The following is a 23,512-nucleotide window of genomic DNA, read 5'->3' as shown; positions in this document are numbered from 1 at the left end:
ATGTTCTCACGCATCACCGTCCAGCTGCCCACGGAGGGCCTGCTGTTCTGGAAACTCAGCGGGCGTGAAGCCCTGTCAGAATCATTCACCCTTCAGGCGGATCTGCTGTCGACCGATGCCCGCATCGATCGTCATGCCCTGTTGGGTAAAGCGGTTACTTTTACGTTGCCGACCCAGAACCTGCTTACGCCACGCTATATCAACGGCAAGATCACCCGCGTAGCGGTTCGCAGCGAGGAGCTGAACGGCACGCGCTATGCGGTTTATGCTCTGACCGTTGAGCCGGACCTGTGGCCGATGAAGCGTGATCGTAACCTGCGTATTTTCCAGAGCCAGACGGTGCCGCAGATCGTGCAGACGTTGTTGAAGGAGTACAACGTCAATGTCGAGTCAAAGCTCGCCAGCAGCTATCGGGTGTGGGAGTACTGCGTGCAGTACCAGGAAAGCAGCTTCGATTTTATCAACCGTCTGATGGAGCTGGAGGGGATCTACTATTGGTTCCGCCATGAGTCCGATAAACATACGCTGGTGTTGTGCGATGCGGCCGATCAGCATCAGCCGTTTAGCGGCTACGCCACCATTCCCTACCACGTTGCCGTTTCCGGTGGCAGCGTAACGGAAGAGGGGATCAGCCAGTGGTCGCTGGCAGAGAGCGTCACGCCGGGGATGTACAGCACCGACGATTACGATTTCCGCAAACCGAATGCCTGGATGTTGCAGGCGCGGCAGAATCCGGTCGCGCCCACGCCGGGTACGGTGGATGTGTACGACTGGCCGGGGCATTTTGTTGATCACAGCCACGGCGATTTCTATACCCGCATCCGCCAGGAAGTGTGGGAGGTGGAGCATCACAGCGTCAGCGGTACCGGTACGGCGACCGGCATTGCGCCCGGTTACACCTTTGAGTTGCTTAATGCGCCGCATTTCAGCGACAACGGTGAGTATCTGACCACCAGTGCGGAATATCGCTTCGAGGAAAACAGCTATGCCAGCGGCGATGTCACCGCCTCGCACAACATCACCTTTACCGTGTTACCCACCACGATCACCTATCGTGCGCCCCCCAGAACGCCGTGGCCGAAAACGCATGGCCCGCAGACCGCGAAAGTGGTGGGGCCACAGGGGGAGTCGATCTGGACCGACCGCTATGGCCGGGTGAAGGTGAAATTCCACTGGGACCGACTGGCAAAAGGTGACGATACCAGTTCGTGCTGGGTGCGAGTCTCCAGTGCCTGGGCGGGCCAGGGCTTTGGTGGGGTGCAGATCCCGCGTGTCGGCGATGAAGTGGTGGTGGATTTTATCAATGGTGATCCGGACCGCCCACTGATCATTGGCCGCGTGTATAACGAGGCGAGTATGCCCCCCTGGGCGCTGCCCGCGGCGGCGACGCAGATGGGGTTTCTCAGTCGCTCGAAAGATGGCACGTCAGAGACCGCCAATGCGCTGCGTTTTGAGGATAAGGCGGGCGAAGAGCAGCTATGGATCCAGGCACAGAAGAACATGGATACCAACGTCAAAAACGACGAGACCCACAGCGTTGGCGGTTCGCGTACCGTCAGTGTCACCCAGGACTACAACGGCACGGTGTCAGGTAGCCACACGGAGGCGACGCAACTGGCCCACTCCCAACTGGTGGGTGGCGGTTTTATTCAGCGTGTCCAGGGGGCGATTGTGCAGGCTTCCGACAGCGGCATCCGCCTGGTGGCGGGCCAGTCGGTGCTGGAATTAGGTGCTAACGGTCAGGTCACGTTGCAATGCGTGAATTTTAATATTGATGCGTCCGGCACTGGCCAGATCAACACCGGCGGAACGCTGGATCTTAATCTGAAGCAACCCGGCGCACTGCCCGCCGTAGAGCCAACCCCGGCGCAAATCCAGGACGCCGTCAAAGCGGCATTTAATCAAGGAAAAGATAACGCATGAAAACCGTCCCTTTTGCCCTCTCTGAAGGGGTACTTAACCTGCCTGGCGCAGTCCAGGATCACAGCATCAATGTGTTGAAGTTCGCCGATGCGACCCTGGTGATCACCCGTGCGTGGGATATCCCGGTGGGGGATGAGGAGCAATACCTCAGCAAGCAACTGGGCAAAATTAAACGCAATATGAAAAAGGTGGTGTTGGGGCCGGTGGTGGACAGCGACGTTGCCGGTTTACCGGCGCGTGAGGTGGCACTGCGCTTCGAAAATCAACATGTGATGGTGTATGAAAAGCTCGCCGTGGCACGAGTGAATGACCATTTGCTGGCGTTTACCCTCAGCCGGATGCAGCCGTTTGATGCGGATGCAGATGCCTTCTGGACCGCGATCAAAGCTGGTCTGCAACCGGGAGGCTGAGGATGACAGATTATCTCGCGGCGCGTATCGGCGATCCGCTGGTGCACAGTTCGGCGCTGGCGGATTTTGTCGGCGGCCTGGTGGAAGGCGCGATTGTCGCTGGCATCGTGATCGCCGCCGGAACCGGCGTTGGTGCGCTGCTGGGTGGCGTAGCAATAGCTACGCTGGTGTTCAGTGGCGGCCTGGAGACGATCGGCAATGCGGCGGCGTCACTGGTCGACAGCCTTATTGACCCCGGGCCGCCGGATGCGTTTATTGTCAGCGGATCCGGCAACGTCCATATCAAAGGGAAGCTGGCGGCGCGCGCGGCGGGTAGCGTGTCGCGCGATTATCTTAATGCGCCAGCGGCGGCTGACAACGGCATCGATTGGGCGGCGGTAGGCATGCTGGCGCTGACCGGCGTGGCGGCGGCAATGAAGACCGCGCTTAACCCCGGTGCCGCGCTGATGGCGGTAGCCGAGCGGGCCAGTCATCTCTCACTGGATGATGTTAAGGATTGGGGTAAAAACGTCTGGACCAGCCTGATGCAGCCGGTGGTGGAGAGCGCCAGTCCGTATGCGACTCCGCTGCCGCTCGATACCGTGGCCTGCACCAAAGGTCATATGGTCACCAGCAGCAATTTTATTGCGCAGGGTTCGAAAAAGGTACTGATCAACAATCAACCCGCCGCACGTAACGGACACAAAAGTACCTGCGAAGCGGAAATCAAACTGAGTGAAAATCCGCGGGTGCGCATCGGTGGCGATACCATTACGGTTCGTGACATCCACAGCGGTAAAAATATTTGGGCGTACATGGCGGGGAACCTGATCGGCGGTGCGCTGGTGGGTATCCTGCCGGAGCTGTACCGCTTTGGCTTCAGCCGCTTGATTTTGCGCGATCTGGCAAAAGAAACGATCTGTCCGATTTTCGGCAACATTGGCATGGAAGCCGCTGTCCAGACCTTACACCCGGTAAATATCGCCACCGGGGCCAAAATCCTCACACGCGAAGAGGATCTCGATTTTGTGCTGCCGGATCGTATGCCGCTCTACTGGCAGCGTATCTACCACAGCCGCAATCTGGCTACCGGTATGCTCGGTACTGGCTGGATGCTGCCGTTTGAAGTTCGCCTCTGGCGCCTGCCGGATAATCAACTGATCTACCAGGACATGACCGGACGCGAGCTGGGCATGGGGGAGGTCAACCCTGGCGATGTGGTTGATTTCCAGCAGGAGGGGCTGAAGCTGTTTTGCAGCCCGAATGGCGCGATGGTGATGCAGACCAGCGAAGGTGAGCATCAGTTGTTTGAGCCGGATCCAACGCGACCGGGCGAGTGGCGCATCCATCGTCTCTATGACCGCCACGAAAACGTACAGCATTTTAGCTGGAATGATGAAGGCAAACTGGTTCGTATCTCCAGCGATAACGACGCGCTGGATGTGGAACTGGAATATGGCACGCATTCCGGGCGTCTGAGCGCGGTTTACCAGATTGCGGCAGGGGCACGTCATCTGCTGGTGACCTACGGTTATAACGACCAGGGGCAACTGACGACCGTGACGGACGCCGACGCTATCGTCACTCGTCGCTACGGCTGGGATCAGGCGAGCGATATGATGGCATGGCACAGCTATGCGACCGGGCTAACGATCCGGTATCAGTGGCGGCCTGCACACAACTCACGGCACTGGCGCGTCCATGCGTATCAGGTGTGCGACGAACGGGATGAGGTGCTGGAGAGCTGGCGCATTGAGACAGATGAGCAGGAGCGCTTTGCGCGTGTCAGCAATGATGAAGGCGTTAGCAGCGAGCACCACTGGGACGCCCTCAGCCGTATCACCGCCTGGACCGACCCACACGGTGGAGACTGGTCGTTCGACTGGGCGGCGAACAGCGAACAGCTGCTGGCGATGACGCAGCCAGGCGGTGCACGCTGGGAATACGCCTGGGATGAACGCGGTAATATGACGATGGAGCGCGACCCACTGGATCGCACCCGCATCACCACCTGGCATCCGCTGTACGCGCTGCCGCTCAAGGAGGTACTGCCGGACGGCGCATTGTGGCAATACGACTACAATCTGGCGGGCGATGTGGTCGCGTTGACCGATCCCGCAGGCGGCGTTACCCGTTTTGAATGGAATGAACAGGGCGATCTGACGCGACGTATCGATGCGCTGGAAAACAGCCATCAATTCTGGTGGGACATGCGCGGGCAGTTGATCCGTGAAGAGGACTGCTCGGGCTATCAAAGCCAGCGGCAGTACGATGCCTGTGGAAAATTGATCAGCACTACCGATGCACTGGGTAACACCGATCGCTACCAGTGGAGCGCAGCGGGACGCCTGCAAACCTATGTGCGCGCCGACGGGCGGGAAACGCTGTTTAAGTACAACCAGGCCGGGTTGCTATGCGGTCAGAATATTGATGGCATGCTGGAACGCAGGGTAACGCTCAATGCGCGCGGTCAGGTGATTGAGGCGGTTGATCCCGCCGGACAGGTGACTCGCTATGACTTCAACCGGGCCGGACGGTTGGTGACACTGACCAACGGCAACCGACAGCAGTGGCATTTTGACTACACGCCAGCCGGACTGCTCACGCAGCAGCAGGACTACGCCGGACGTAAAACCGAATACCAGTACAACGGCGTGCAGCAGGTGGAGACGTTGATCCGTCACCCGGTGCGCGACAGTCAACTGGCACCAACGGTGGTGAATTATGAATACGATGTTCTGGGCAGGATGGCGGCGCGCGAAACGCCGCAGCACCGCACCGAGTATCGCTACCATGCTCTGAGCACCGAGATCCACCGCTTCTCATACGATGCATGGCGCCAGGCCATCATCAACGAGTGTGAACCGACTGGCGCGGAAGTGATGGTATTCCAACGCGACCCGTTGGGTCGGCTGGTCAGTGAACAGAATCATTCTGGCGAATATCGCCACCAGTATGATGCACTGGGCAACCTGAGCGCTTCTGTGTACCCCGACGGACGTGAGATGCAGTACCTACGCTACGGTACCGGCCATCTGTTGGAGATGCAGTTAACGTTAGGTGGGCGTACGCATGCGCTGGCGGGATATCAGCGTGACCGTCTGCATCGCGAAACGCATCGCACCCAGGGTGAACTGGAACTGGAGACGCAGTACGACATTGCCGGGCGCATTACCCTGCGTCGCAGCGTCGATAATTTGCGCCAGCGGCTGGTGTCGGAGCGGCGTTATCAGTGGGATCGCGCTGACCAAATCATTCGCCAGATTGTCACCGATGGTGCCCCTTCCAGCCCGGCAGAAAAATATAGCCAGTCATTATGGGGCTACGATGCGGCGGGCAGAATGACGCGCAGCATTCAGCCGGGCGGCGAGGAACGTTTCTGGTATGACGCGGCGGATAACCGCACCAGCGAAGATCTGCATCCGGTGTGGGATAACCTGTTGAAGCGCCTGGAGGGCATTCGCTGGGAATACGACGGTTTTGGTCGTATGACCGAACGACATGATAGCCAGCGCGGCATTGTGCAGCGCTTTCATTACGACGATGAACACCGCATTTGCGAGGTGTTGATTGAGGGGGATGCCGAATACACCCGTGCACAATATCAGTACGATGCGCTGGGCCGCCGTATCGGCAAACAGGTCTGGCGGCGTCATGCTGTGAAGCCGGAATGCACGCATTATGCGTGGTCCGGGATGCAGATGGTGGGTGAGCACAGCGACAGCAAACCCGAAGCTGCGGTGCAGTATGTCTATGCGGAAAACAGCTACGAACCGATAGCGCGCATCGACAGTTATCAGCAGCACGCTGAGGTTTACTGGTATCACACCGAGATCAACGGCCTGCCGGATCGGGTGACAAATAATTGCGGTGACACTGTCTGGCAGGGGGTGTTTTCCGCCTGGGGACGCACCGCACGGGAGCGCACTGGTGTTGACTGGGATGTGCCGCAGAACCTGCGCTTCCAGGGGCAGTACCTTGACCGCGAAACCGGTCTGCACTATAACACTTTCCGGTACTATGACCCGTGCGGCGGACGTTACACCCAGTTGGACCCGATAGGGTTAGCGGGTGGGTTGAATAATTATACTTACGTGACAGACCCTATAGGTTGGGTAGACCCTATGGGTTGGAAAGGATGTCGTGTCCGTGAGGGAGATGGCGTTACTCACGATATCGTGCTGGTACTTACTCATAAAGAATACAAGCAAACATTCGGTCATATTAAAGATGTTATTTTCAGTGATAAACGCGATATATTCACTATAGATAGAGCATCTGCCAGCATAAACAGAGCTGAATCGCTTAAAGGAATCCCTACCTTAAAAGGATATGACCGAGATGAGTTCCCAATGGCGATGTTCAGAGAGGGGGGGAAAGGTGCAAGTGTGCGGTACATTGATCCAAGTGATAACCGAGGTGCGGGCTCTTCAATAGCAAATGCCTTAAAACCGTTCCCTGATGGTACTAAAGTAAAAATTGTCGTTGAATAAGAAGGTTTGGAATGAAATTTGACAATATTATTACAGAATTATCTGAGAAAACCTCTTCTTTAAAATCGAAGATTGAGAGTATTCCAGCGAAAAATTTAAAAACTGGAAAGATGGTACTGGAGTCATTATCAAAACTTGCATTTATTCAATATGTGAATGATGAATTTGATGATGCTGAAATTATATCTGAAAAATTATCTTCTATTGGGTTTGATAATGATTATGATTATTGGACTTGGATCGAGTTTTCGATTTCTCTGAGAGCACAGTTGGCACTGTTGAAGCAGGATGATGAAAAATATAACGATTCTGTTTTGAAAATAAAGAGTGTTTTAGATTCCGGCGAGGGCATGCTCAAAAAAATAAGAAATAATGTTCATAATCGCTTTATGGCAGGAGAAGGAGTTGAATTAGCTGAGTCAGTTGCTAGCGGAGAAAACAAAGATTTCGCCATCTCTTTTGACTTGAGACTAGTCTATTTAATGAAGTTGATTAAAATTAAAATATTAGGTGGTTCACCTGAGTACTCTATTGATAAGGTTGAGAGGGACATAGAGGATAACTTATCTTCTATGCGGGGGTTATTAAATAAATCGTCAATTAGTAAAGTAAAGCCTTTTTCTTGATTTTTTATTGGTCAGTTTTAAATGGTTACGGAACTGACCTTTTACAATGAAGGGTTTGTGTTGATTCTGTCTATATTTAAAATTCATACTTCTAATATTAATATTCTCAAGAGTAATGGTAAATATTGAATTCTTTAGCAGGTGAATTTGAACAATTCTGAGTGGTGCAAAATTAAGCGATGTGAAACGAATTTACCTCTTAACAAAAGCAAGATATGACTAATAAATTCTCTTTTTCAACGGATACTGCGACGTTATCTGTTTTTGACGTGGCTTCTTTAAAGCACAGAGTTAATGATGATCCTGATTGGTGGAGTATTCCTGATGATGAAGTAGGTGAAATAAATAAAGGGAATGTTCTATTTTTAAACCTTGGCAGTGATGGTGACTACACGGTTGAAATTTGTGATGATCTTAAAGACGGATATGGGTCACTGTTTTTGAATATTCCAGTTGGGAAGGTGTTTATTGGTGCCGGTGAGGATACTAGTGGCGGAGATCTTGAGCCTGATGGTTCAGATTATATGTCAGGCATTTTCTTTGAGCTCTCACCTGGGTTCTATGAAGTTAAGTTTAAAAAAGAAAGATATAATGTTTTTTTATCATTCAAAAAATCGACTCGTGGTGTTAATAATATTAATGATTTAATTAGGTTATGATATATTAACGCATAATTTTCTAAACAAATTATTTAGTATAAAGTAAAAGTGATAAAGAACCAAAAATGAAGCTGGAAGTGGTCAGAATGATCCTTCCGGTTTTTGTTGGCCGCTCATTGCCCCGATAAAGCCATCAACCTAAGAAACAGTGATGCATTATGTTTATCATTACCAGGATGCTCATGATGAGTAATGCTTACGAAGCTGATAGTGTACATCTTTGGATAGGAAGTAATCATGATTCAGAGGGCGACTATTTTAAATACTTCGAGCTGGATTACTCCACCGAAGGTGATTTTGAGGATCCCTCCTATAAAGTTTGTGCGTTTTGTCAGTATCTTGGCATAAATTGGTATGATGATGATTTTATTGGAATTATACCAAGAGAAGATAATGATATTCCTCTTAGCGAAATTCTTCAGGAAGCAGCAGTTGACCAGAGTGAAATGAGCAACGTAAAAAAAGTTTGCTCAAGTTTGGGCATTGATAAAGCAAATTCTATTTTATGGTATTCCAGTTCTGATATTCCCACCCTGCCTGCAATCGGAAGTGATTTTAATGGGTTGAAATATATTGGTTGTTTCAAGGGTGATTAGATTATCATTAAAAAAATGATGCAACCGTAACTTTACTGGTAGCTGTCGGAATTGCCTATTATGGGCATTCCGGCTTTTTCTTGTCACCAACTTCAATCTCCTCTCTTTTCCCGATCTCACGCACAACCTCCCTGCAACTCTTCCTTTATTACACCAAATTCCCGGAATCGTCCTTCCAGCACAACAAACCCTTCATTGCCTCACATCAATCTTTGCACATAACCTCATCAATAGGCTTAAACCTATATAAATTACAACCTATATTACAAGGAGGTTTTGTGTGGCATGTTGAGACGACATCGTGGTTTGACATCTGGTTCAGTGGATTAGACGATCACGATCGTGCGCGCGTGTTGGCTGCCTTGATGGTGCTGCGTGCCCGAGGCCCACATCTGCCGCTGACAAAGAAGGAGTAATGTATGGGTCGTACGCTGGAACAATTACTGGCTGATGAAAAACCCTCAGTCGTGGCAAAGGCTGAGAAGATTGCCACCGAGACGCTACTGAATATCCATCTCGCAGAATTGCGTGAGAAGGTGGATAAAAACTCAGGTGGAAATGGCGACATCCCTTGGGGTGAAGCAACCGACGGTAGCCGAAATGGAAAAACCGGGACGTGATGTCAAGCTGTCCACATCGAAACGTTATGTTGAAGCCGCAGGTGGCAAGCTGCGTGTTGATGTTGAGTTGCCGGACGGTTCTCATTACGGTTTTATGCTGTGACATCGCACATAAACTGACAGGCGTGATAAATCACGCCGCTACCAAGCCTGCGGTATTCAGCGACGCAGTGCCAAAGCACGCATCCGTAGCGGCGCGATTTATCGCGCATTCTGGTTGTGAACATTTACCAGAAAGCAAAAAGCCCGCTCAGGTTTCCCTGAGCGGGCTTTTCTAAATATGGCTCCTCTGACTGGACTCGAACCAGTGACATACGGATTAACAGTCCGCCGTTCTACCGACTGAACTACAGAGGAATCGTTGGAACGAGGCGCATATTAGCGATGCCGATCCCCGTTGTCAAAGCCCTCCTGCACACTTTTGGTTTAAGTGCGCGGAAAAGCAGCGGATTGCTGTTTTTCTGCCTTGAATGATCACAATTCAAACTGCCAGCAAGATCTCACTTTAAACGCAATTCCTCGCAGATGTTAGATGCGTGTCAAAGTTTTGTTATTTGCCGATTTTAAAACAATCGTTTCAGTGCTTTTATGATGAAAATTTCAAATGTCATCTAGATGGAATAAATGAACTGCTTATCATCACTGGCGGAACAACTTTTACAACCCGAAACGCTGTTTTGAAAATAACTTGTTGATAAGGAACAAGTTACAGAAAGGAGTTGTTGCAAACCGATAACGTTAAACCAGAAGCCTTACCTCTACAACCAGATAAAAAACGCCAGTGACGTTGAGTGAATGTAAAAGAATTTTTTCATTCGAGGTATCAGCCAACCTGTGCATGTTAACGATAAAGAAGGGTTACCTATGAACATTAAAAAAGCGTTAGTGACTTCCCTGTTAGTTTGCATGTTACCTGCCGCTGCAATGGCAAAAGATCTCCAGGTTGGTGTTTCTATGGCGTTGTTTGATGACAACTTTCTGACCATTCTGCGTACCTCAATGCAAAAAGAGATGCAAAAAGACAACATCAAAGGGCAGGTGGAAGACGCTAAGGGCGACGTTGCACAGCAGCTGCAACAGGTGCAGAACTTTATCGGGCAGGGCGTGGACGCCATCATTGTTAACCCAGTTGACACCAATGCGGTAAAACCAGTGATTGATGCAGCAAGCAAAGCCGGTATCCCGCTGGTCTTTGTTAACCGTAAACCGGCGGGCGAACTCACCGACAAAATGGCTTTCGTGGGTTCCGACTCCGAACTGGCAGGTCGTCTGCAAATGGAAGCATTAGCCAAAGCGATGAACGGTAAAGGTAACGTCGCCATCCTGTTGGGTGACCTTGCGAACGAATCAACCCGTGAGCGTACCAAAGGCGTTGAAGCGGTGGTGGCAAAATATCCGAACATCAAAGTGGTACAGAAGCAAACTGCAAAATTCACCCGCAACGATGCGGTGGATGTGGTGAGTAACTGGTTGACTGCGGGGGATGATATCCAGGCTATTGCCTCCAACAACGACGAAATGGCGATCGGTGCTTTACAGGCTCTGGGCAAAAACCCGAACCACATTTTGGTGGCTGGTGTAGATGGTACGCCTGATGCGTTGCAGATGATCAAAAACGGCAAAATGGTCGCCAGTGTCTTCCAGGACGCCAAAGGCCAGGGTGAAGGTGCAGTGCAAACCGCTATCAAACTGGTCAACGGTGAAAAGGTACAGAAGATTGTCGACATCCCGTTCCAGCTGATCACCAAAGACAACTACACCAAATTCGCCAGCATGAACCAGAAATAAACCGAACCCGACAAAGCCGTACGGAGGTGATGTATGACCGCTTTTGCGCTTGAAGCCGAAGGCATCAGCAAGTTCTTCCCTGGAGTGAAGGCACTCGATAATGTCTCACTGCGAGTGAAACCGGGGTCGGTACATGCCCTGATGGGCGAAAATGGCGCGGGCAAATCCACTTTAATGAAATGCCTTATCGGGATGTATCGTCCCGATAAGGGCACCATCCGCATTAAAGGGGAGCCAGTGCAGTTTCAGGACACGATGGACGCGCTGCGTTCCGGGATTTCCATGATCCACCAGGAACTGAATCTGGTGCCTCATATGACCGTGGCCGAAAACATCTGGTTGGGTCGCGAACCGATGAAATACGGCTTTGTCGATCACGCGTTGCTTAACCGGCAGACGCAAGAGCTGCTGAACAAACTGAATATCCGTCTCAAAGCCGAGCGTATGGTCGGTGAACTGAGCATCGCAGCGCAGCAGATGGTGGAGATCGCCAAAGCGGTGTCGTGGAACTCAGACATCGTCATTATGGACGAGCCAACCTCGGCACTGACAGAAACCGAAGTCTCGCATCTGTTCACCATTATTCGTGACCTGCGTGAGCAGGGCAAAGCCATCATCTATATCAGCCACAAAATGGATGAGATTTTCTCCATCACTGACGAAATCAGCATCTTCCGTGACGGTGCCTGGGTGGGCAGCAACAGCACCACGCAGTTTACCCGTCAGTCGCTGATTACGCAGATGGTAGGCCGTGAACTCACCCAGTTGTTCCCGAAATTCAATAACGCCATCGGTGAAGAAGTGTTGACGGTACGTAACCTCAACAGCAAAGGTCGCTTTCAGGATGTCAATTTTACCCTGCGTAAAGGCGAAATCCTCGGCGTTGCCGGGCTGGTGGGGGCCGGACGCAGTGAAGTGATGGAAAGCCTGTTTGGTATGGAGAGTTTCGACAGCGGCGAAGTGCTGATTGACGGTGTTCCGGTGAAGATCGACTCACCGTCCACTGCAATTGAAAAAGGCATGGCGTTCCTGACGGAAGACCGTAAAAAGTCCGGGTTGTTCCTGGTGTTGTCGGTGCTGGAGAACATGAGCATCGTCAACATGCCGGATTACATCGGAAAAAGCGGCTTCGTCAGTCATATGAAAATGGCGCAGGACTGCATGGAGCAGATCCGTAAGCTGAACATTAAAACGCCGACTATGGACCAAATTATCAATAACCTCAGCGGGGGGAATCAACAGAAGGTGCTGATTGCCCGCTGGCTGCTGGCGCAGCCGAAGATCCTGATCCTTGACGAACCTACGCGTGGTATCGACGTAGGCGCCAAAGCAGAGATCTATCGTCTGATCAGTGAACTGGCTAACCGTGGCGTCGCCATCATTATGGTGTCGTCAGAATTGCCGGAAATCCTCGGCATGAGTGACCGCGTGATGGTGATGCACGCAGGACGTATAACCGGCATCCTCAATAAAGAAGAGGCCGACCAGGAAACCATTTTGTCGCTGGCATCCGAGTGAGGCGTGAGACAACCATGAGCAACATGAAAGTGACGGCCTCCCAGGCCACCGAGCAGACTTCGTTTTTCGGCAACTTGCGTCACAAGCTGCCCAAAGACACCGGTATTTTTGTTGTTATGCTGGGCATTGCCCTGATTTTCGAAATTGCGGGTTGGTATGTGCGTGACCAATCCTTCCTGCTGAACACTAACCGTCTGGTCCTGATTGTATTGCAGGTGGCGATTATCGGTATCATCGCGGTTGGGGTGACTCAGGTCATCATTACCACCGGTATCGACCTCTCCTCAGGGTCGGTAATCGCCCTGACGGCGGTGGTGGCGGCCAGTCTGGCGCAAACCTCCGATAGCCTGTCGCCCATGTATCCTTCGCTGGTGAACCTGCCTGCTGCGATTCCGATTGTCGCGGGGATTGGGGTGGGGTTGGTGTGCGGTTTGGTCAACGGTGTATTGATTACCAAGACTGGCATTCCTCCCTTTATTGCTACGCTTGGGATGATGGTGTCTGCCCGTGGTCTGGCGCAGTACTACACTCAGGGCAACCCAATCAGTTTCCTGTCGGATGGCTTTACCTCAATTGGCCAGGGCGCAATGCCGGTTATCATCTTCCTGGTGGTAGCGTTCCTGTTCCATATCGCGCTGAAACATACCCGCTACGGCAAATATGTCTACGCGATTGGCGGCAACATGACTTCCGCCAAAGTGTCAGGCATCAACGTGAATAAGTACCTGATCATCGTCTACACCATTGCCGGGGCACTTTCTGGCCTGGCCGGGGTGGTACTGGCGGCGCGCGTCAGCAGTGGGCAATCCAGTATGGGCCTTGCTTACGAACTGGATGCCATCGCCGCAGCCGTTATCGGTGGTAGCAGCCTGATGGGGGGGGTGGGACGTATTACCGGCACCCTGATCGGTGCGGTGATCCTCGGTCTGATTAAAAGTGGCTTTACCTTCGTGGGTGTGGACGCCTACGTGCAAGACATTATTAAAGGGATCATCATCGTTGCAGCTGTTTCTATCGACATGCATCGTAACCGTAAGAAACGCTAATGACCTTCTGAGTTGATCAGGCTGCCGCCTTGCGCGGTAGCCTGAATGCCAACACCAGGAAATCCAGTCTCCACGCGTAGTTGCGTGATATCCATGACCCGACGTGCACCAATTGTGTACGTCGGGTCATCACTTTTTTGCACATCTGCCTCGCATTTTCTGCACCGTAATGGTGCGCTCAGCGCAATCTTTCAACAATCCGTGCCATGCCCTGCGCTTATTAACCCTTATGGGGTAATCAGAAACGCTTATTTTCCGCGCCGTTAGGAAAAATCTGGTAAAGCTTTTTTGTGAACTGATAAAACCTGGCCTGCATATTGCAATCTTTATGACACAAGCCAGCAGGCTAAGAGCTCCAATTATAATTGGGCATTCGGGGATCCGTGACGGAGGCAAAATGAACTTAAGACGACTGAAATACTTTGTAAAAATCGTCGATATCGGCAGCCTGACTCAGGCAGCAGAAGTGTTGCATATTGCGCAGCCCGCGCTTAGCCAGCAGGTTGCTACGCTGGAGAATGAACTTGATCAGCAACTGCTGATCCGCACCAAGCGTGGTGTGACGCCGACGGAAGCCGGTAAAATTCTTTATGCCCATGCTCGCACCATCCTGCGCCAGTGTGAACAGGCACAGACGGCGGTGATCAATGCTGGTCAGGCGCTGAATGGTCAGGTTTCGATTGGTCTGGCTCCGGGAACCGCAGCGTCGTCGCTGACCATGCCGCTGCTGCAAACCGTCCGCGAGCAGTACCCGGATGTGCTGGTGTATCTGCACGAGAACAGCGGTACGTCGCTGAATGAAAAAGTGATGAACGGTCAGTTGGATATGGCGGTGCTGTATGACCGTGCACCGACTGCGGGCATCAACAGCATTCCGCTGATGAAAGAAGAACTCTACCTGGTCGGTGCTACTGACTGTCCGGGCGCAACTGTTGATTTGGCCGATGTGGCACAGATGAATCTGTTCCTGCCACGCGACTACAGCGCCGTGCGTAAACGCGTGGATGAAGCCTTCTCCCTACGTCGCCTGAGTGCACGTATTATTGGTGAAATCGAATCGATTTCGACGCTGACCGCAGCGGTATCCAGCGGGATGGGTGTGACCGTGCTGCCGGAATCTGCGGCGCGTGCGCTGGTGAGTTCCACTCATGCGTGGATGGCGCGTATCAATAGCCCATCTCTGAACCTGCCGCTGTCGCTGAACGTGTCGGCGCGCCTGCCACTCTCTCCGTCGGCTCAGGCGGTGAAGAATATCCTGCTGTCGCTGCTGAACAAGCCGATGGTGGAAGATCGCGAACTGATGCTGGTGAGCTGATAGCGGCTGGATTCGTGCCGGTTTCGTTCGCCTTGGGCTGATGTAGTTGCAGTTCGCCGGTGCGGCGACCGAGCAAAGGGTGCCTGGCCGCACCCTTTGTAATCCCAGGCCTTGCGCCAGCCTCTTTTTTTGCGCGATAACGCCGCTACAATTCAACACCGCCTTTCACCGCTGCACGACGTTAACTTCGCTGTCATATCATCATTGCTGCCTGCGCGATTTATCGCGCAATTAAGCAAGCAGCAGGCTTTCAGGCGGTGGGTGGGTGGAACCTTCTTGAACCAACCTGTCTCCCTCCAATTCCCTTATTACTATTCCGCATAACAAACCGTTTTTAATTATTTGTTGTGCTGCCAGCAACTTCATAACATGGAAGAAACAGGGCAGGAATCAGGAGAAAAGGGTGTGAATTTCCAGCAACTTAAAATTATACGCGAAGCAGCCCGTTGCGAGTTCAACCTGACAGAGGTCGCCAATACGCTCTTTACCTCACAATCCGGGGTGAGTCGCCATATACGCGATTTGGAAGATGAGCTGGGCGTTGAAATTTTCATCCGCCGTGGCAAACGTCTGCTGGGGATGACGGAACCCGGCAAAGCATTGCTGACCATTGCTGAACGCATCCTCGATGAAGCGGGTAAAGTGCGCCGCCTCGCGGATGTGTTTACCAATGAAACCAGCGGGGTGCTGACCATCGCCACCACCCACACGCAGGCGCGTTATAGCCTGCCACGCGTGATTAAAGCGTTTCGTCAACTCTATCCCAATGTGCGGCTGGAGCTGAACCAGGGATCGCCGCAGGAAATTGTGGCGATGTTGCTGGCGGGTGAAGCGGATATCGGCATCGCCAGTGAGCAACTGGTGAACAACGCCAGTCTGGCGGCTTTTCCGTGGTTTAGCTGGCATCACTCGCTGCTGGTGCCGCACGATCATGAATTGTTGCAGAGCGAGCCGGTGTCGCTGGGACAACTAAATCGTTATCCGCTGATCACCTATCGGCAGGGCATCACTGGCCGTTCGCGTGTTGACCGGGCCTTCCAGGCCGCCGGATTAAAGCCAGACATCGTGCTCAGCGCACAGGATTCTGATGTGGTGAAAACCTATGTCGAACTGGGGCTGGGCGTCGGTATTCTCGCTGACCAGGCTTGCGACATCTATGATGGCGAAGACCTGGTGAAAATCGATGCACATCATCTGTTCGATGCCAACACCGTATGGCTCGGCCTGAAGCGCGGCCAGCTGCAACGTAACTATGTCTGGCAGTTCCTCGAACTGTGTAACGCCAACCTGTCGCTGGAAGAGATCAAACGTCAGGCGCTCTCCTACGAAACCGGCGACGAACCGGCAATCGATTTCCAGATCTAATCCCCCCTGCGCGGCCCATCCGGGCCGCACAGCATAAAATTTCTTTTCCCGTCGCAAAACGCGTACCTGTGTTATTTCCCCATCGCAGAAAAACATCCTGCGCTGTGCCGCCGCGTTACAGTGAAATGACACAGACACAGGGGAAAAGCATGTCGCGTATTCAACTGAAAGATGCGGAATTACTGCGCCAGCAGGCGTTATTTGGCGGTCGCTGGCAGGATGCGCTGGCAGGGGCAACGCTGCCGGTGATTGATCCTGCAACCCAGGAAACGCTGGCCACCATTCCGGCATTGGGTGCCGCCGAAACCGAGCAGGCGATAGATTATGCCGAGTCAGTGCGTATCAGCTGGGGCAAGACCCCGAACGCGACCCGTGCGGCGCTGCTGGAAAAGTGGCATCAGCTGATTCTGGACAACGCCGATGACCTGGCCATCATCATGACCGCTGAGCAGGGCAAACCGCTGGCAGAAGCCAAAGGCGAAGTGTTGTACGGTGCCAGCTTTGTCAAATGGTTTGCCGAAGAGGCGCGACGTATCTATGGCGATACCATCCCGGCGCCCAGCGAAGATCGCCGCATTCTGGTGCTGAAGCAGCCAGTCGGGGTGGCGGCGGCGATTACGCCGTGGAACTTCCCGATTGCGATGATCACCCGCAAAGTGGCCCCGGCGCTGGCCGCAGGTTGCCCGATTATCGTGAAACCTTCCGAACTGACGCCGCTTTCGGCGCTGGCACTGGCGGTACTGGCGGAGCGCGCCGGATTCCCGAGTGGGGTACTTCAGGTGTTGACCGGACTGCCAACTGAAATCGGCAGTACGCTGACTGCCAGCCGCACGGTGCGCAAAATCTCCTTTACCGGCTCCACCCGCGTCGGGCAATTACTGATGCAGCAAAGTGCCGACAGCATCAAACGCCTGAGTCTCGAACTGGGTGGTAACGCGCCGCTGATCATCTTTGATGATGCTGATTTAGACATCGCGGTGGCCGGAGTGATGGCGAGTAAGTTCCGCAATGCCGGACAGACCTGCGTCTGCGCCAACCGCATTCTGGTTCAACGCGGCATCTATGAACGCTTTAGCGCGCGCTTGTTGGATGCCGTGGCGACCCTGAAAGTCGGAGACGGTTTTGATGCGCAAAGTACCATCGGCCCGTTGATCAACGATCGCGCCGTCGAGAAGGTGAACAGTCATATTGATGATGCGCTTAGCCAGGGGGCCACGCTGCTCAGTGGCGGTATCAGCCAGCCCAACGGCACCTTTGTGCAGCCGACGGTGTTAGGCAATGTAACCAACAAGATGCGTATTGCTCATGAAGAAACCTTTGGCCCGGTAGCGCCGTTGTTTATGTTTGACGGCGAACAGGAAGCAATCGCTATGGCGAATGATACGCCTTATGGGTTAGGTGCTTATTTCTTCACCGAAAATATTCGCCGCGCCTGGCGTGTTGCCGAGTCGCTGGAATTTGGCATGGTAGGATTTAATACCGGCGCGATTTCATTAGATGCGGCACCTTTTGGCGGAATTAAATTATCCGGATTAGGGCGTGAAGGTTCTCGTTACGGAATTGAAGAGTATCTGGAGCAGAAAACTTTTCATATTGGCAGTCTCTGATTGTAAATTAACAAACGGTCAGCTCAACGCCTGTTACTTCCGGTAACAGGCGTTTTTTTATTTTGTGCGCAATGTCATGTTTTTCCGGCTATTCGCCGTTTTAGTGCAAGTTTCATGCGCAGTGCACCAAAGAGATGCGCATAATTTGTGAGCTAAATCATCTGTTTAAAGCTTCGGCAATTCCGCAAAATTTCCCTCACCAATACGGCAGAAAATTTTTTTGGGCTGTTTTTTACGCATTATAATTTTTTTCCGGGCTGGCATACTTTCTGCATTAGCTTATTAACAGCCCACATAAGTGCGGCGAGAAAGTTTAATTAGCACGCTAATGACGGGTGTAACAAATAAGGATTTTTCCATGTTAAGTTTCGACCCTGAAAAAGTTTTATTACCTGCCGGACATTATATTGATGGCCAGCACCAACATACGCAGGGCGCGTCTTTTGCGGTGAAGCGTCCGTCAGATGGCAAAGTCTATGCCACCCTGAGCGAAGCTACGGCAGAAGACGTGGATCGCGCGGTCACGATTGCGCATCGCGCCCTGACCGTTAGTGGCTGGCGTAGCTGCCCACCGCGCGAACGTGGCAAGGTGTTACGCCGCTGGGCCGATCTGATTGAGAGCGATCTGCTGCTGGCGCAACTGGAAGCGCTCGGCTCCACCCGGCCAATCAGCGACGTGGTGCAGCACGAAATTCCGTTCACTGCTGAAGCCATCCGTTTCTACGCGGAGTGCGCCGACAAATACAGCGGTGACCTGTTCCCGACCCAGGAGCGCAGCCTCGGGATGCTGATCTCCGAACCTTATGGCGTGATCGGTGCCATCACACCGTGGAATTTCCCGCTGTCGATGGCGTCATGGAAATGTGGCCCGGCGCTGGCGGCAGGAAATGCCGTGGTGCTGAAACCTTCAGAGCTGACGCCGTTCTCCACCGTGCGCATGGCCGAACTGGCGGTGCAGGCGGGCTTACCGGCAGGCATCCTCAACATCGTGCAGGGCAGCGGGGCCGTCACCGGCAGCGCGCTGGTCACACATCCTCTGGTACGCAAAGTCTCCTTTACCGGTTCCACCATCACGGGTGCTCGCATCATGAGCGATGCGGCGCAGCATGGTATGAAGCCAGTGACCCTCGAGTTGGGTGGCAAAAGCCCGCAACTGGTGTTCGACGATGCGGGCGATATTGACGTACTGGCGCAACGTATTTTACGCGGCTTTACCGCCAACGGCGGCCAGGCCTGCGTGGCCGGTACTCGCCTGATTGTGCAACGGGGTATCGCTCAGCCGTTGCTGGATCGTCTGGTGGCGCTGTGTCAGCAACCGCGTCCGGGCGTGACCTGGCAGGATGACAGCCGCTATGCACCGCTGATTGATGACCGTCAGGGGAAAAAAGTCGCCTCCGTGATTGCAGCGGCCAAAGCCGAAGGGGCGGAGGTGCTGGTGGGCGGTGAACGTTTTGCTGACACCGAAGACGGCTGGTTCTGGCAACCCACCTTGCTGTGCGGTGTGGCACCGAACAATCCGGCGGTGCAGCAGGAAATTTTTGGCCCGGTGCTCACCGTGCAGGAATTTGATGACGAAGAAGAAGGGCTACAGCTGGCGGCGCATGAAACCTACGGCCTGTGCGCCGGGGTGCATACCTTGAGCCTGCCACGCGCTATGCGTGCCATGCGGGCGATTGAATCCGGCACCGTGTGGATCAACCGCTATGGCCGTTCCGGCGATTTTATTATCCCCACCGGCGGCTTCCTTGGCTCCGGCATTGGCAAAGATCTGGGGCGTCAGGCATTTCAGGCCTGTCAGCGTCAGAAAAGCGTATTAATCGATTTTTAATTTCCGTATCAGACAACGACGAGGTCGCGTCATGGCACTGTTTAAACCGAAATACATCACCTTTGATTGCTACGGCACCCTGATCAACTTCGATATGGCCGGTGCGGCTGAGCGTTGCTTCAAAGCGCGCGTCGCGCCAGAAGCGATGCAGGCCTTCACCACCGATTTCGCCCGTTATCGCATGGATGAAGTGCTGGGTGCGTGGAAGCCGTATTACGACGTGGTGAGCAATGCGCTGCAACGTACCTGCAAAAAATGGGGCGTGCAGTGGGACAAGGCCGACAGCGACTTTATCTACACCGACTGTGCCACCTGGGGACCGCATCCCGACGTCCCGGCCGGTCTGGCAAAAGTGGCACAGGAGTTTCCGCTGGTGCTGCTCTCCAACTCGATGAAAGACCTGCTGCCGCACCACATTCCGCGTCTCGGTGCGCCCATCCATATGGCGATCACCGCAGAAGAAGTCGGTGCTTACAAGCCGCAGATGAAGGGCTTCGAATACATGCTGGAAAAACTCGATTGCCGTCCGGACGAGATCCTGCACGTCTCCTCCAGCCTGCGTTATGACCTGATGACCTGCCATGACATGGGCATCACCAATAAAGTATGGGTCAACCGTGGTCACGATCCGGCTAACCCGGCTTACGGCTACACCGAGATCAAAGATATCGGCGGTCTGCCCGCTGTGGTTGGACTCTAAGCCCGGAGGGCAGCGCAATGAAACTCGAATCTTTCTGGCAGGCGACCGCACCGCAATTCCGTGGCGCAGCAACGGGTGCGCTGCCCGCGACCGCCTCGGTGGTGGTGATCGGCGGCGGGTTCACCGGCGTCTCGGCGGCGCTCAACCTGGCACGCAGCGGCATTGATGTGGTGCTGCTGGAGAGCGGCGACATCATGAGTCAGGCCTCGGCGCGCAACGGTGGTCACTGCAATACCGGCGTATCACAAAACTTTGCCTCGCTGGTTGCCAGCCAGGGACTGGAGCAGGCCAGCCGCTTCTACCGTGCGTTTGACGGTGCCGTGAGCTACGTCGAGCAACTGGTGCGGGAAGAACAGATCGATTGCGATTTCCGTCTGTGCGGCAAGTTGAAACTCGCCAGCAAAGCCACGCACTTTCCCGGCTTACGCAGCGCCTGGCAGTTGATGCGCGATACCGTGGACCCGGAAATCGAGCTGATTAGCAAAGATGAGATCCGCCGGGAAGTGGGCAGCGATGCCTTTCACGGTGGCCTGCTGCAAAAACGTGGCGGTCAGATGCATATGGGGAAATTTGGTGTCGGTCTGGCGGAAGCCGCGGCACGCAGCGGGGCGAAGATTTTCCCGCACCATGCGGTGACCGGGTTGACGCGTCTTGACGGCTACCGTCATCGCGTTACCACCGCTAAAGGCGAGATTGTGGCAGACAAAGTGCTGATGGCGACTGGCGTGTCCAATGAAGGTCCGTTCCCGTGGTTCCAGCGCCGTATTGTGCCAGTCGGCAGCTTTATCGTGGTGACAGAACCGCTGGGCGATGCGTTGCTCAGCCAGGTACTGCCAAAAGATCGTACCTATGTCACCTCGCTGAATATCGGTAACTACTTCCGCACCACGGCGGATCGTCGTCTGGTGTTTGGTGGCCGCGCCCGTTTTGCCGTCAGCAATCCGACCTCGGATTCGCGCAGCGGCGAGGTATTACGTGCTGCGATGACCGCGCTGTTCCCGCAGTTAGGGCAAGCGCGCATTGATTACTGCTGGGGCGGCATGGTCGATATGACCGCCGACCGGCTGCCGCGTGCCGGTGAGCACGACGGCGTGTTCTATTCCCTCGGCTACAGCGGGCATGGCACGCAAATGTCAACCTGGATGGGGCGGGTGATGGCCGATGTACTGGCAGAAAAAAGCAACGACAACCCGTGGCAGCGTGAGGCCTGGCCTGCGTTGCCCGGTTACCACGGGAAACCCTGGTTTTTGCCTCTTGCGGGCTTGTATTACAAAGCTAAGGACCGGCTCTCCTGATCGTCTGGCGCGATAAATCGCGCAGCTACAAAGCATGGCACCAACGGCATTGCGCAATTTATTGCGCAATGCCGCGAGGTGCGGGCTTTCAGTGACGATGATCGAATTAAACAACATTTCATATTGAGGGTGTGCAGATGAGTAAATTTAAGAAAGAATCTGACGCTGTAAATCCGGCCCTGACGCGCGCACTGACCGAAGGGTCGCTGTCCCGTCGTAGCCTGATGAAGTTGTTGTCCGCCGGTGCGGTGATGAGCACCGGTCTGATCGGTTTTCCGGAAATGGGTTTTGCGGCGGAAACGCCGGTTAAAGGGGGGAAACTGCGCGCGGCGATGTCTAACGCCTCGGCTACCGATACCCTCGACCCCGCTAAAGGCAACAACAGCGGCGATTACACCCGTCAGTTTATGTTTTACAGCGGCCTGACCGAGCTGGATAAAAACCTGCAAGTGCACCCCGCACTGGCCGAATCGGTGGAGTCAAGCGATGGTGTGACCTGGCAGATCAAACTGCGCAAGGGCGTCACCTTCCACGACGGCAAACCGCTGACGGCGAAAGACGTGATTTACTCCCTGAGCCGCCATAAAGATCCGGCGGTAGCCTCTAACGCCTTCAAGCTGGCGGATCAGTTTAAGACCTTCACCGCCGTCAATGACAACGAAGTACAGCTGGTGTTGAGCCAGGCTAACTTTGACGTGCCTTATATGCTGGCGGCCGCGCCGTTCCTGATCGTGCAGGATGGCACCAAAGATTTCAGCAAAGGCATCGGCACTGGCCCGTTCAAACTGAAAGAGTTTACCCCTGGCGTGCGTTCAGTGGGGGTGAAGAACCCGAATTACTTCAAACCAGGTCTGCCGCACCTCGACGAAGTGGAACTGTTGGGCGTCACCGACCAGGCTGCACGCGTCAATGCCCTGATGTCTGGCGATCTGCACATCATCTCCACCCTGGGCGCTGCCGACTGCAAACGCATCAAAGCCACCTCCGATTTCGCCGTGCTGGAGAGCAAATCCGGCATGTACACCAACCTGATTGTGCGTACCGACATGAAACCGGGTAGCAACGAAGACTTCGTGCTCGGCATGAAGTACCTGCAACCGCGTGAGATGGTGGTGAAAACCGTGTTGCAGGGCTACGGCGATGTGGCGAACGATACCCCAGTACCGCCGTGGCATCCGTTCTACAACGCCGATCTCAAGCCGCGTCCGCTGGATGTGGAAAAAGCCAAATTCCACTTCAAAAAAGCCGGAATGGTTGGAGCCAACGTCGAGATCATCACCACGCCTAACATTGAAGGCGCAGTGGAAGGCGGTCAGTTGATTCAGCAGGTGGCACGCAACACCGGCGTGAACTTTAAAGTACGCCGCGTGCCGTACGACGGCTACTGGTCCACCCACTGGACCAAAGACCCGGTCGGTTATGGCTCGATCAACCCGCGTCCAACGCTGGATATGTTGTTCTCACAGTTCTATCTCTCCAGCGCCTCCAATAACGAATCCGGCTGGAAGAACGATCAGTTTGACCAACTGGTGGTGGCAGCCCGTGGCGAACGTGACCAGGCGAAACGCAAGCAGATGTATGGCGATATGCAGACGCTGATTTATGACCACTGCGGCACCATCATCCCAACCTTTATCAGCTCAACCGATGGTTACAGCAAGAAGGTGAAAGGGGTGGAAGCCTGGCCGTCAGGCATGATGATGGGCTATCGCTTCCATGAGTTCGCCTGGCTGTCTGCCTGATC

General features: G+C 53.8%; 17 protein-coding genes, 1 tRNA gene and 1 pseudogene. 18 read left to right on the top strand and 1 reads right to left on the bottom strand.

The genetic code is table 11. The features are described from left to right. The 8 genes and pseudogenes from AC6I8N_RS12815 (at window position 1) to proR (ending at window position 9,409) form a co-directional block, all read left to right on the top strand. Complete coding sequence (locus AC6I8N_RS12815) at window positions 1–1,923, top strand: type VI secretion system Vgr family protein (RefSeq protein WP_497829186.1); 1,923 nt, start codon at window positions 1–3, stop codon at window positions 1,921–1,923. Then, on the top strand, window positions 1,920–2,333 hold the full coding sequence (locus tag AC6I8N_RS12810; RefSeq protein ID WP_497829185.1) for a DcrB-related protein: 414 nt from the start codon (window positions 1,920–1,922) through the stop codon (window positions 2,331–2,333). Before AC6I8N_RS12815 ends, AC6I8N_RS12810 begins: the two co-directional genes overlap by 4 nt. A 2-nt stretch (window positions 2,334–2,335) precedes the next feature. Further along, window positions 2,336–6,805: an RHS repeat-associated core domain-containing protein gene (locus tag AC6I8N_RS12805; protein ID WP_497829184.1), complete on the top strand. Its 4,470-nt coding sequence runs from the start codon at window positions 2,336–2,338 to the stop codon at window positions 6,803–6,805. Between the two features lie 11 nt (window positions 6,806–6,816). Then, window positions 6,817–7,431 (top strand): DUF6707 family protein, encoded by a 615-nt coding sequence (locus AC6I8N_RS12800; RefSeq protein WP_497829183.1) that lies wholly within the window; start codon window positions 6,817–6,819, stop codon window positions 7,429–7,431. 215 nt (window positions 7,432–7,646) lie between these two features. Continuing rightward, the gene (locus AC6I8N_RS12795; RefSeq protein ID WP_497829182.1) at window positions 7,647–8,090 is read left to right on the top strand and encodes a DUF6386 family protein; all 444 of its coding nucleotides are present in this window, start codon (window positions 7,647–7,649) and stop codon (window positions 8,088–8,090) included. 182 nt (window positions 8,091–8,272) lie between these two features. After that, window positions 8,273–8,686 (top strand): immunity 22 family protein, encoded by a 414-nt coding sequence (locus AC6I8N_RS12790; RefSeq protein ID WP_497829181.1) that lies wholly within the window; start codon window positions 8,273–8,275, stop codon window positions 8,684–8,686. A 278-nt stretch (window positions 8,687–8,964) separates the two neighbouring features. After that, the gene (locus AC6I8N_RS12785; RefSeq protein ID WP_021182766.1) at window positions 8,965–9,102 is read left to right on the top strand and encodes a hypothetical protein; all 138 of its coding nucleotides are present in this window, start codon (window positions 8,965–8,967) and stop codon (window positions 9,100–9,102) included. Between the two features lie 3 nt (window positions 9,103–9,105). Next, window positions 9,106–9,409: pseudogene (gene proR, locus AC6I8N_RS12780) on the top strand (transcriptional regulator ProR). A 178-nt stretch (window positions 9,410–9,587) separates the two neighbouring features. Here proR and AC6I8N_RS12775 read toward each other — a convergent pair. Beyond that, window positions 9,588–9,663: transfer RNA gene (locus AC6I8N_RS12775), tRNA-Asn, on the bottom strand. 507 nt (window positions 9,664–10,170) lie between these two features. Between AC6I8N_RS12775 and AC6I8N_RS12770 the strand changes: the two genes are divergently transcribed. From AC6I8N_RS12770 to AC6I8N_RS12725, 10 genes are all read left to right on the top strand, one after another. Then, on the top strand, window positions 10,171–11,094 hold the full coding sequence (locus AC6I8N_RS12770) for a sugar ABC transporter substrate-binding protein (protein ID WP_208724062.1): 924 nt from the start codon (window positions 10,171–10,173) through the stop codon (window positions 11,092–11,094). A gap of 33 nt (window positions 11,095–11,127) precedes the next feature. After that, complete coding sequence (locus tag AC6I8N_RS12765; RefSeq protein ID WP_021182770.1) at window positions 11,128–12,612, top strand: sugar ABC transporter ATP-binding protein; 1,485 nt, start codon at window positions 11,128–11,130, stop codon at window positions 12,610–12,612. Window positions 12,613–12,635: 23 nt separating this feature from the next. Continuing rightward, a complete protein-coding gene (locus AC6I8N_RS12760; RefSeq protein WP_200864650.1) occupies window positions 12,636–13,658 on the top strand; it encodes an ABC transporter permease in 1,023 nt (340 codons plus the stop codon). Window positions 13,659–14,055: 397 nt separating this feature from the next. After that, window positions 14,056–14,973, top strand: coding sequence for a nitrogen assimilation transcriptional regulator NAC (gene nac, locus AC6I8N_RS12755; protein WP_021182773.1), 918 nt, complete (start codon window positions 14,056–14,058; stop codon window positions 14,971–14,973). A 405-nt stretch (window positions 14,974–15,378) separates the two neighbouring features. Beyond that, window positions 15,379–16,338 carry an HTH-type transcriptional regulator Cbl gene (gene cbl, locus AC6I8N_RS12750; protein WP_021182774.1) on the top strand — a complete coding sequence of 320 codons (960 nt, stop codon included), beginning with the start codon at window positions 15,379–15,381 and terminating at the stop codon, window positions 16,336–16,338. Between the two features lie 149 nt (window positions 16,339–16,487). Beyond that, window positions 16,488–17,945 carry an NAD-dependent succinate-semialdehyde dehydrogenase gene (locus AC6I8N_RS12745; RefSeq protein WP_497829180.1) on the top strand — a complete coding sequence of 486 codons (1,458 nt, stop codon included), beginning with the start codon at window positions 16,488–16,490 and terminating at the stop codon, window positions 17,943–17,945. A gap of 358 nt (window positions 17,946–18,303) precedes the next feature. Then, window positions 18,304–19,773: an aldehyde dehydrogenase family protein gene (locus AC6I8N_RS12740; protein ID WP_021182776.1), complete on the top strand. Its 1,470-nt coding sequence runs from the start codon at window positions 18,304–18,306 to the stop codon at window positions 19,771–19,773. Window positions 19,774–19,804: 31 nt separating this feature from the next. Continuing rightward, window positions 19,805–20,473 (top strand): haloacid dehalogenase type II, encoded by a 669-nt coding sequence (locus AC6I8N_RS12735; protein WP_021182777.1) that lies wholly within the window; start codon window positions 19,805–19,807, stop codon window positions 20,471–20,473. Between the two features lie 17 nt (window positions 20,474–20,490). Continuing rightward, window positions 20,491–21,768, top strand: coding sequence for an NAD(P)/FAD-dependent oxidoreductase (locus tag AC6I8N_RS12730; protein WP_208724064.1), 1,278 nt, complete (start codon window positions 20,491–20,493; stop codon window positions 21,766–21,768). A 137-nt stretch (window positions 21,769–21,905) separates the two neighbouring features. After that, window positions 21,906–23,510 carry an ABC transporter substrate-binding protein gene (locus AC6I8N_RS12725; protein ID WP_497829179.1) on the top strand — a complete coding sequence of 535 codons (1,605 nt, stop codon included), beginning with the start codon at window positions 21,906–21,908 and terminating at the stop codon, window positions 23,508–23,510. Window positions 23,511–23,512: the final 2 nt, after the last annotated feature.

This window comes from Pantoea sp. X-Soil-TKNS-1279 (assembly GCF_059730565.1).
The sequence above is the reverse complement of the archived record's forward strand: the minus strand, read 5'-3'. Positions and strand labels throughout refer to the sequence as shown.

Bases quoted from the DNA above. Each gene is read 5' to 3' on its own strand.
- AC6I8N_RS12815 (WP_497829186.1), top strand. From the start codon at position 1: ATGTTCTCACGCATCACCGTCCAGCTGCCCACGGAGGGCCTGCTGTTC.
- AC6I8N_RS12810 (WP_497829185.1), top strand. From the start codon at position 1,920: ATGAAAACCGTCCCTTTTGCCCTCTCTGAAGGGGTACTTAACCTGCCT.
- AC6I8N_RS12805 (WP_497829184.1), top strand. From the start codon at position 2,336: ATGACAGATTATCTCGCGGCGCGTATCGGCGATCCGCTGGTGCACAGT.
- AC6I8N_RS12800 (WP_497829183.1), top strand. From the start codon at position 6,817: ATGAAATTTGACAATATTATTACAGAATTATCTGAGAAAACCTCTTCT.
- AC6I8N_RS12795 (WP_497829182.1), top strand. From the start codon at position 7,647: ATGACTAATAAATTCTCTTTTTCAACGGATACTGCGACGTTATCTGTT.
- AC6I8N_RS12790 (WP_497829181.1), top strand. From the start codon at position 8,273: ATGATGAGTAATGCTTACGAAGCTGATAGTGTACATCTTTGGATAGGA.
- AC6I8N_RS12770 (WP_208724062.1), top strand. From the start codon at position 10,171: ATGAACATTAAAAAAGCGTTAGTGACTTCCCTGTTAGTTTGCATGTTA.
- AC6I8N_RS12765 (WP_021182770.1), top strand. From the start codon at position 11,128: ATGACCGCTTTTGCGCTTGAAGCCGAAGGCATCAGCAAGTTCTTCCCT.
- AC6I8N_RS12760 (WP_200864650.1), top strand. From the start codon at position 12,636: ATGAAAGTGACGGCCTCCCAGGCCACCGAGCAGACTTCGTTTTTCGGC.
- nac (WP_021182773.1), top strand. From the start codon at position 14,056: ATGAACTTAAGACGACTGAAATACTTTGTAAAAATCGTCGATATCGGC.
- AC6I8N_RS12745 (WP_497829180.1), top strand. From the start codon at position 16,488: ATGTCGCGTATTCAACTGAAAGATGCGGAATTACTGCGCCAGCAGGCG.
- AC6I8N_RS12740 (WP_021182776.1), top strand. From the start codon at position 18,304: ATGTTAAGTTTCGACCCTGAAAAAGTTTTATTACCTGCCGGACATTAT.
- AC6I8N_RS12735 (WP_021182777.1), top strand. From the start codon at position 19,805: ATGGCACTGTTTAAACCGAAATACATCACCTTTGATTGCTACGGCACC.
- AC6I8N_RS12730 (WP_208724064.1), top strand. From the start codon at position 20,491: ATGAAACTCGAATCTTTCTGGCAGGCGACCGCACCGCAATTCCGTGGC.
- AC6I8N_RS12725 (WP_497829179.1), top strand. From the start codon at position 21,906: ATGAGTAAATTTAAGAAAGAATCTGACGCTGTAAATCCGGCCCTGACG.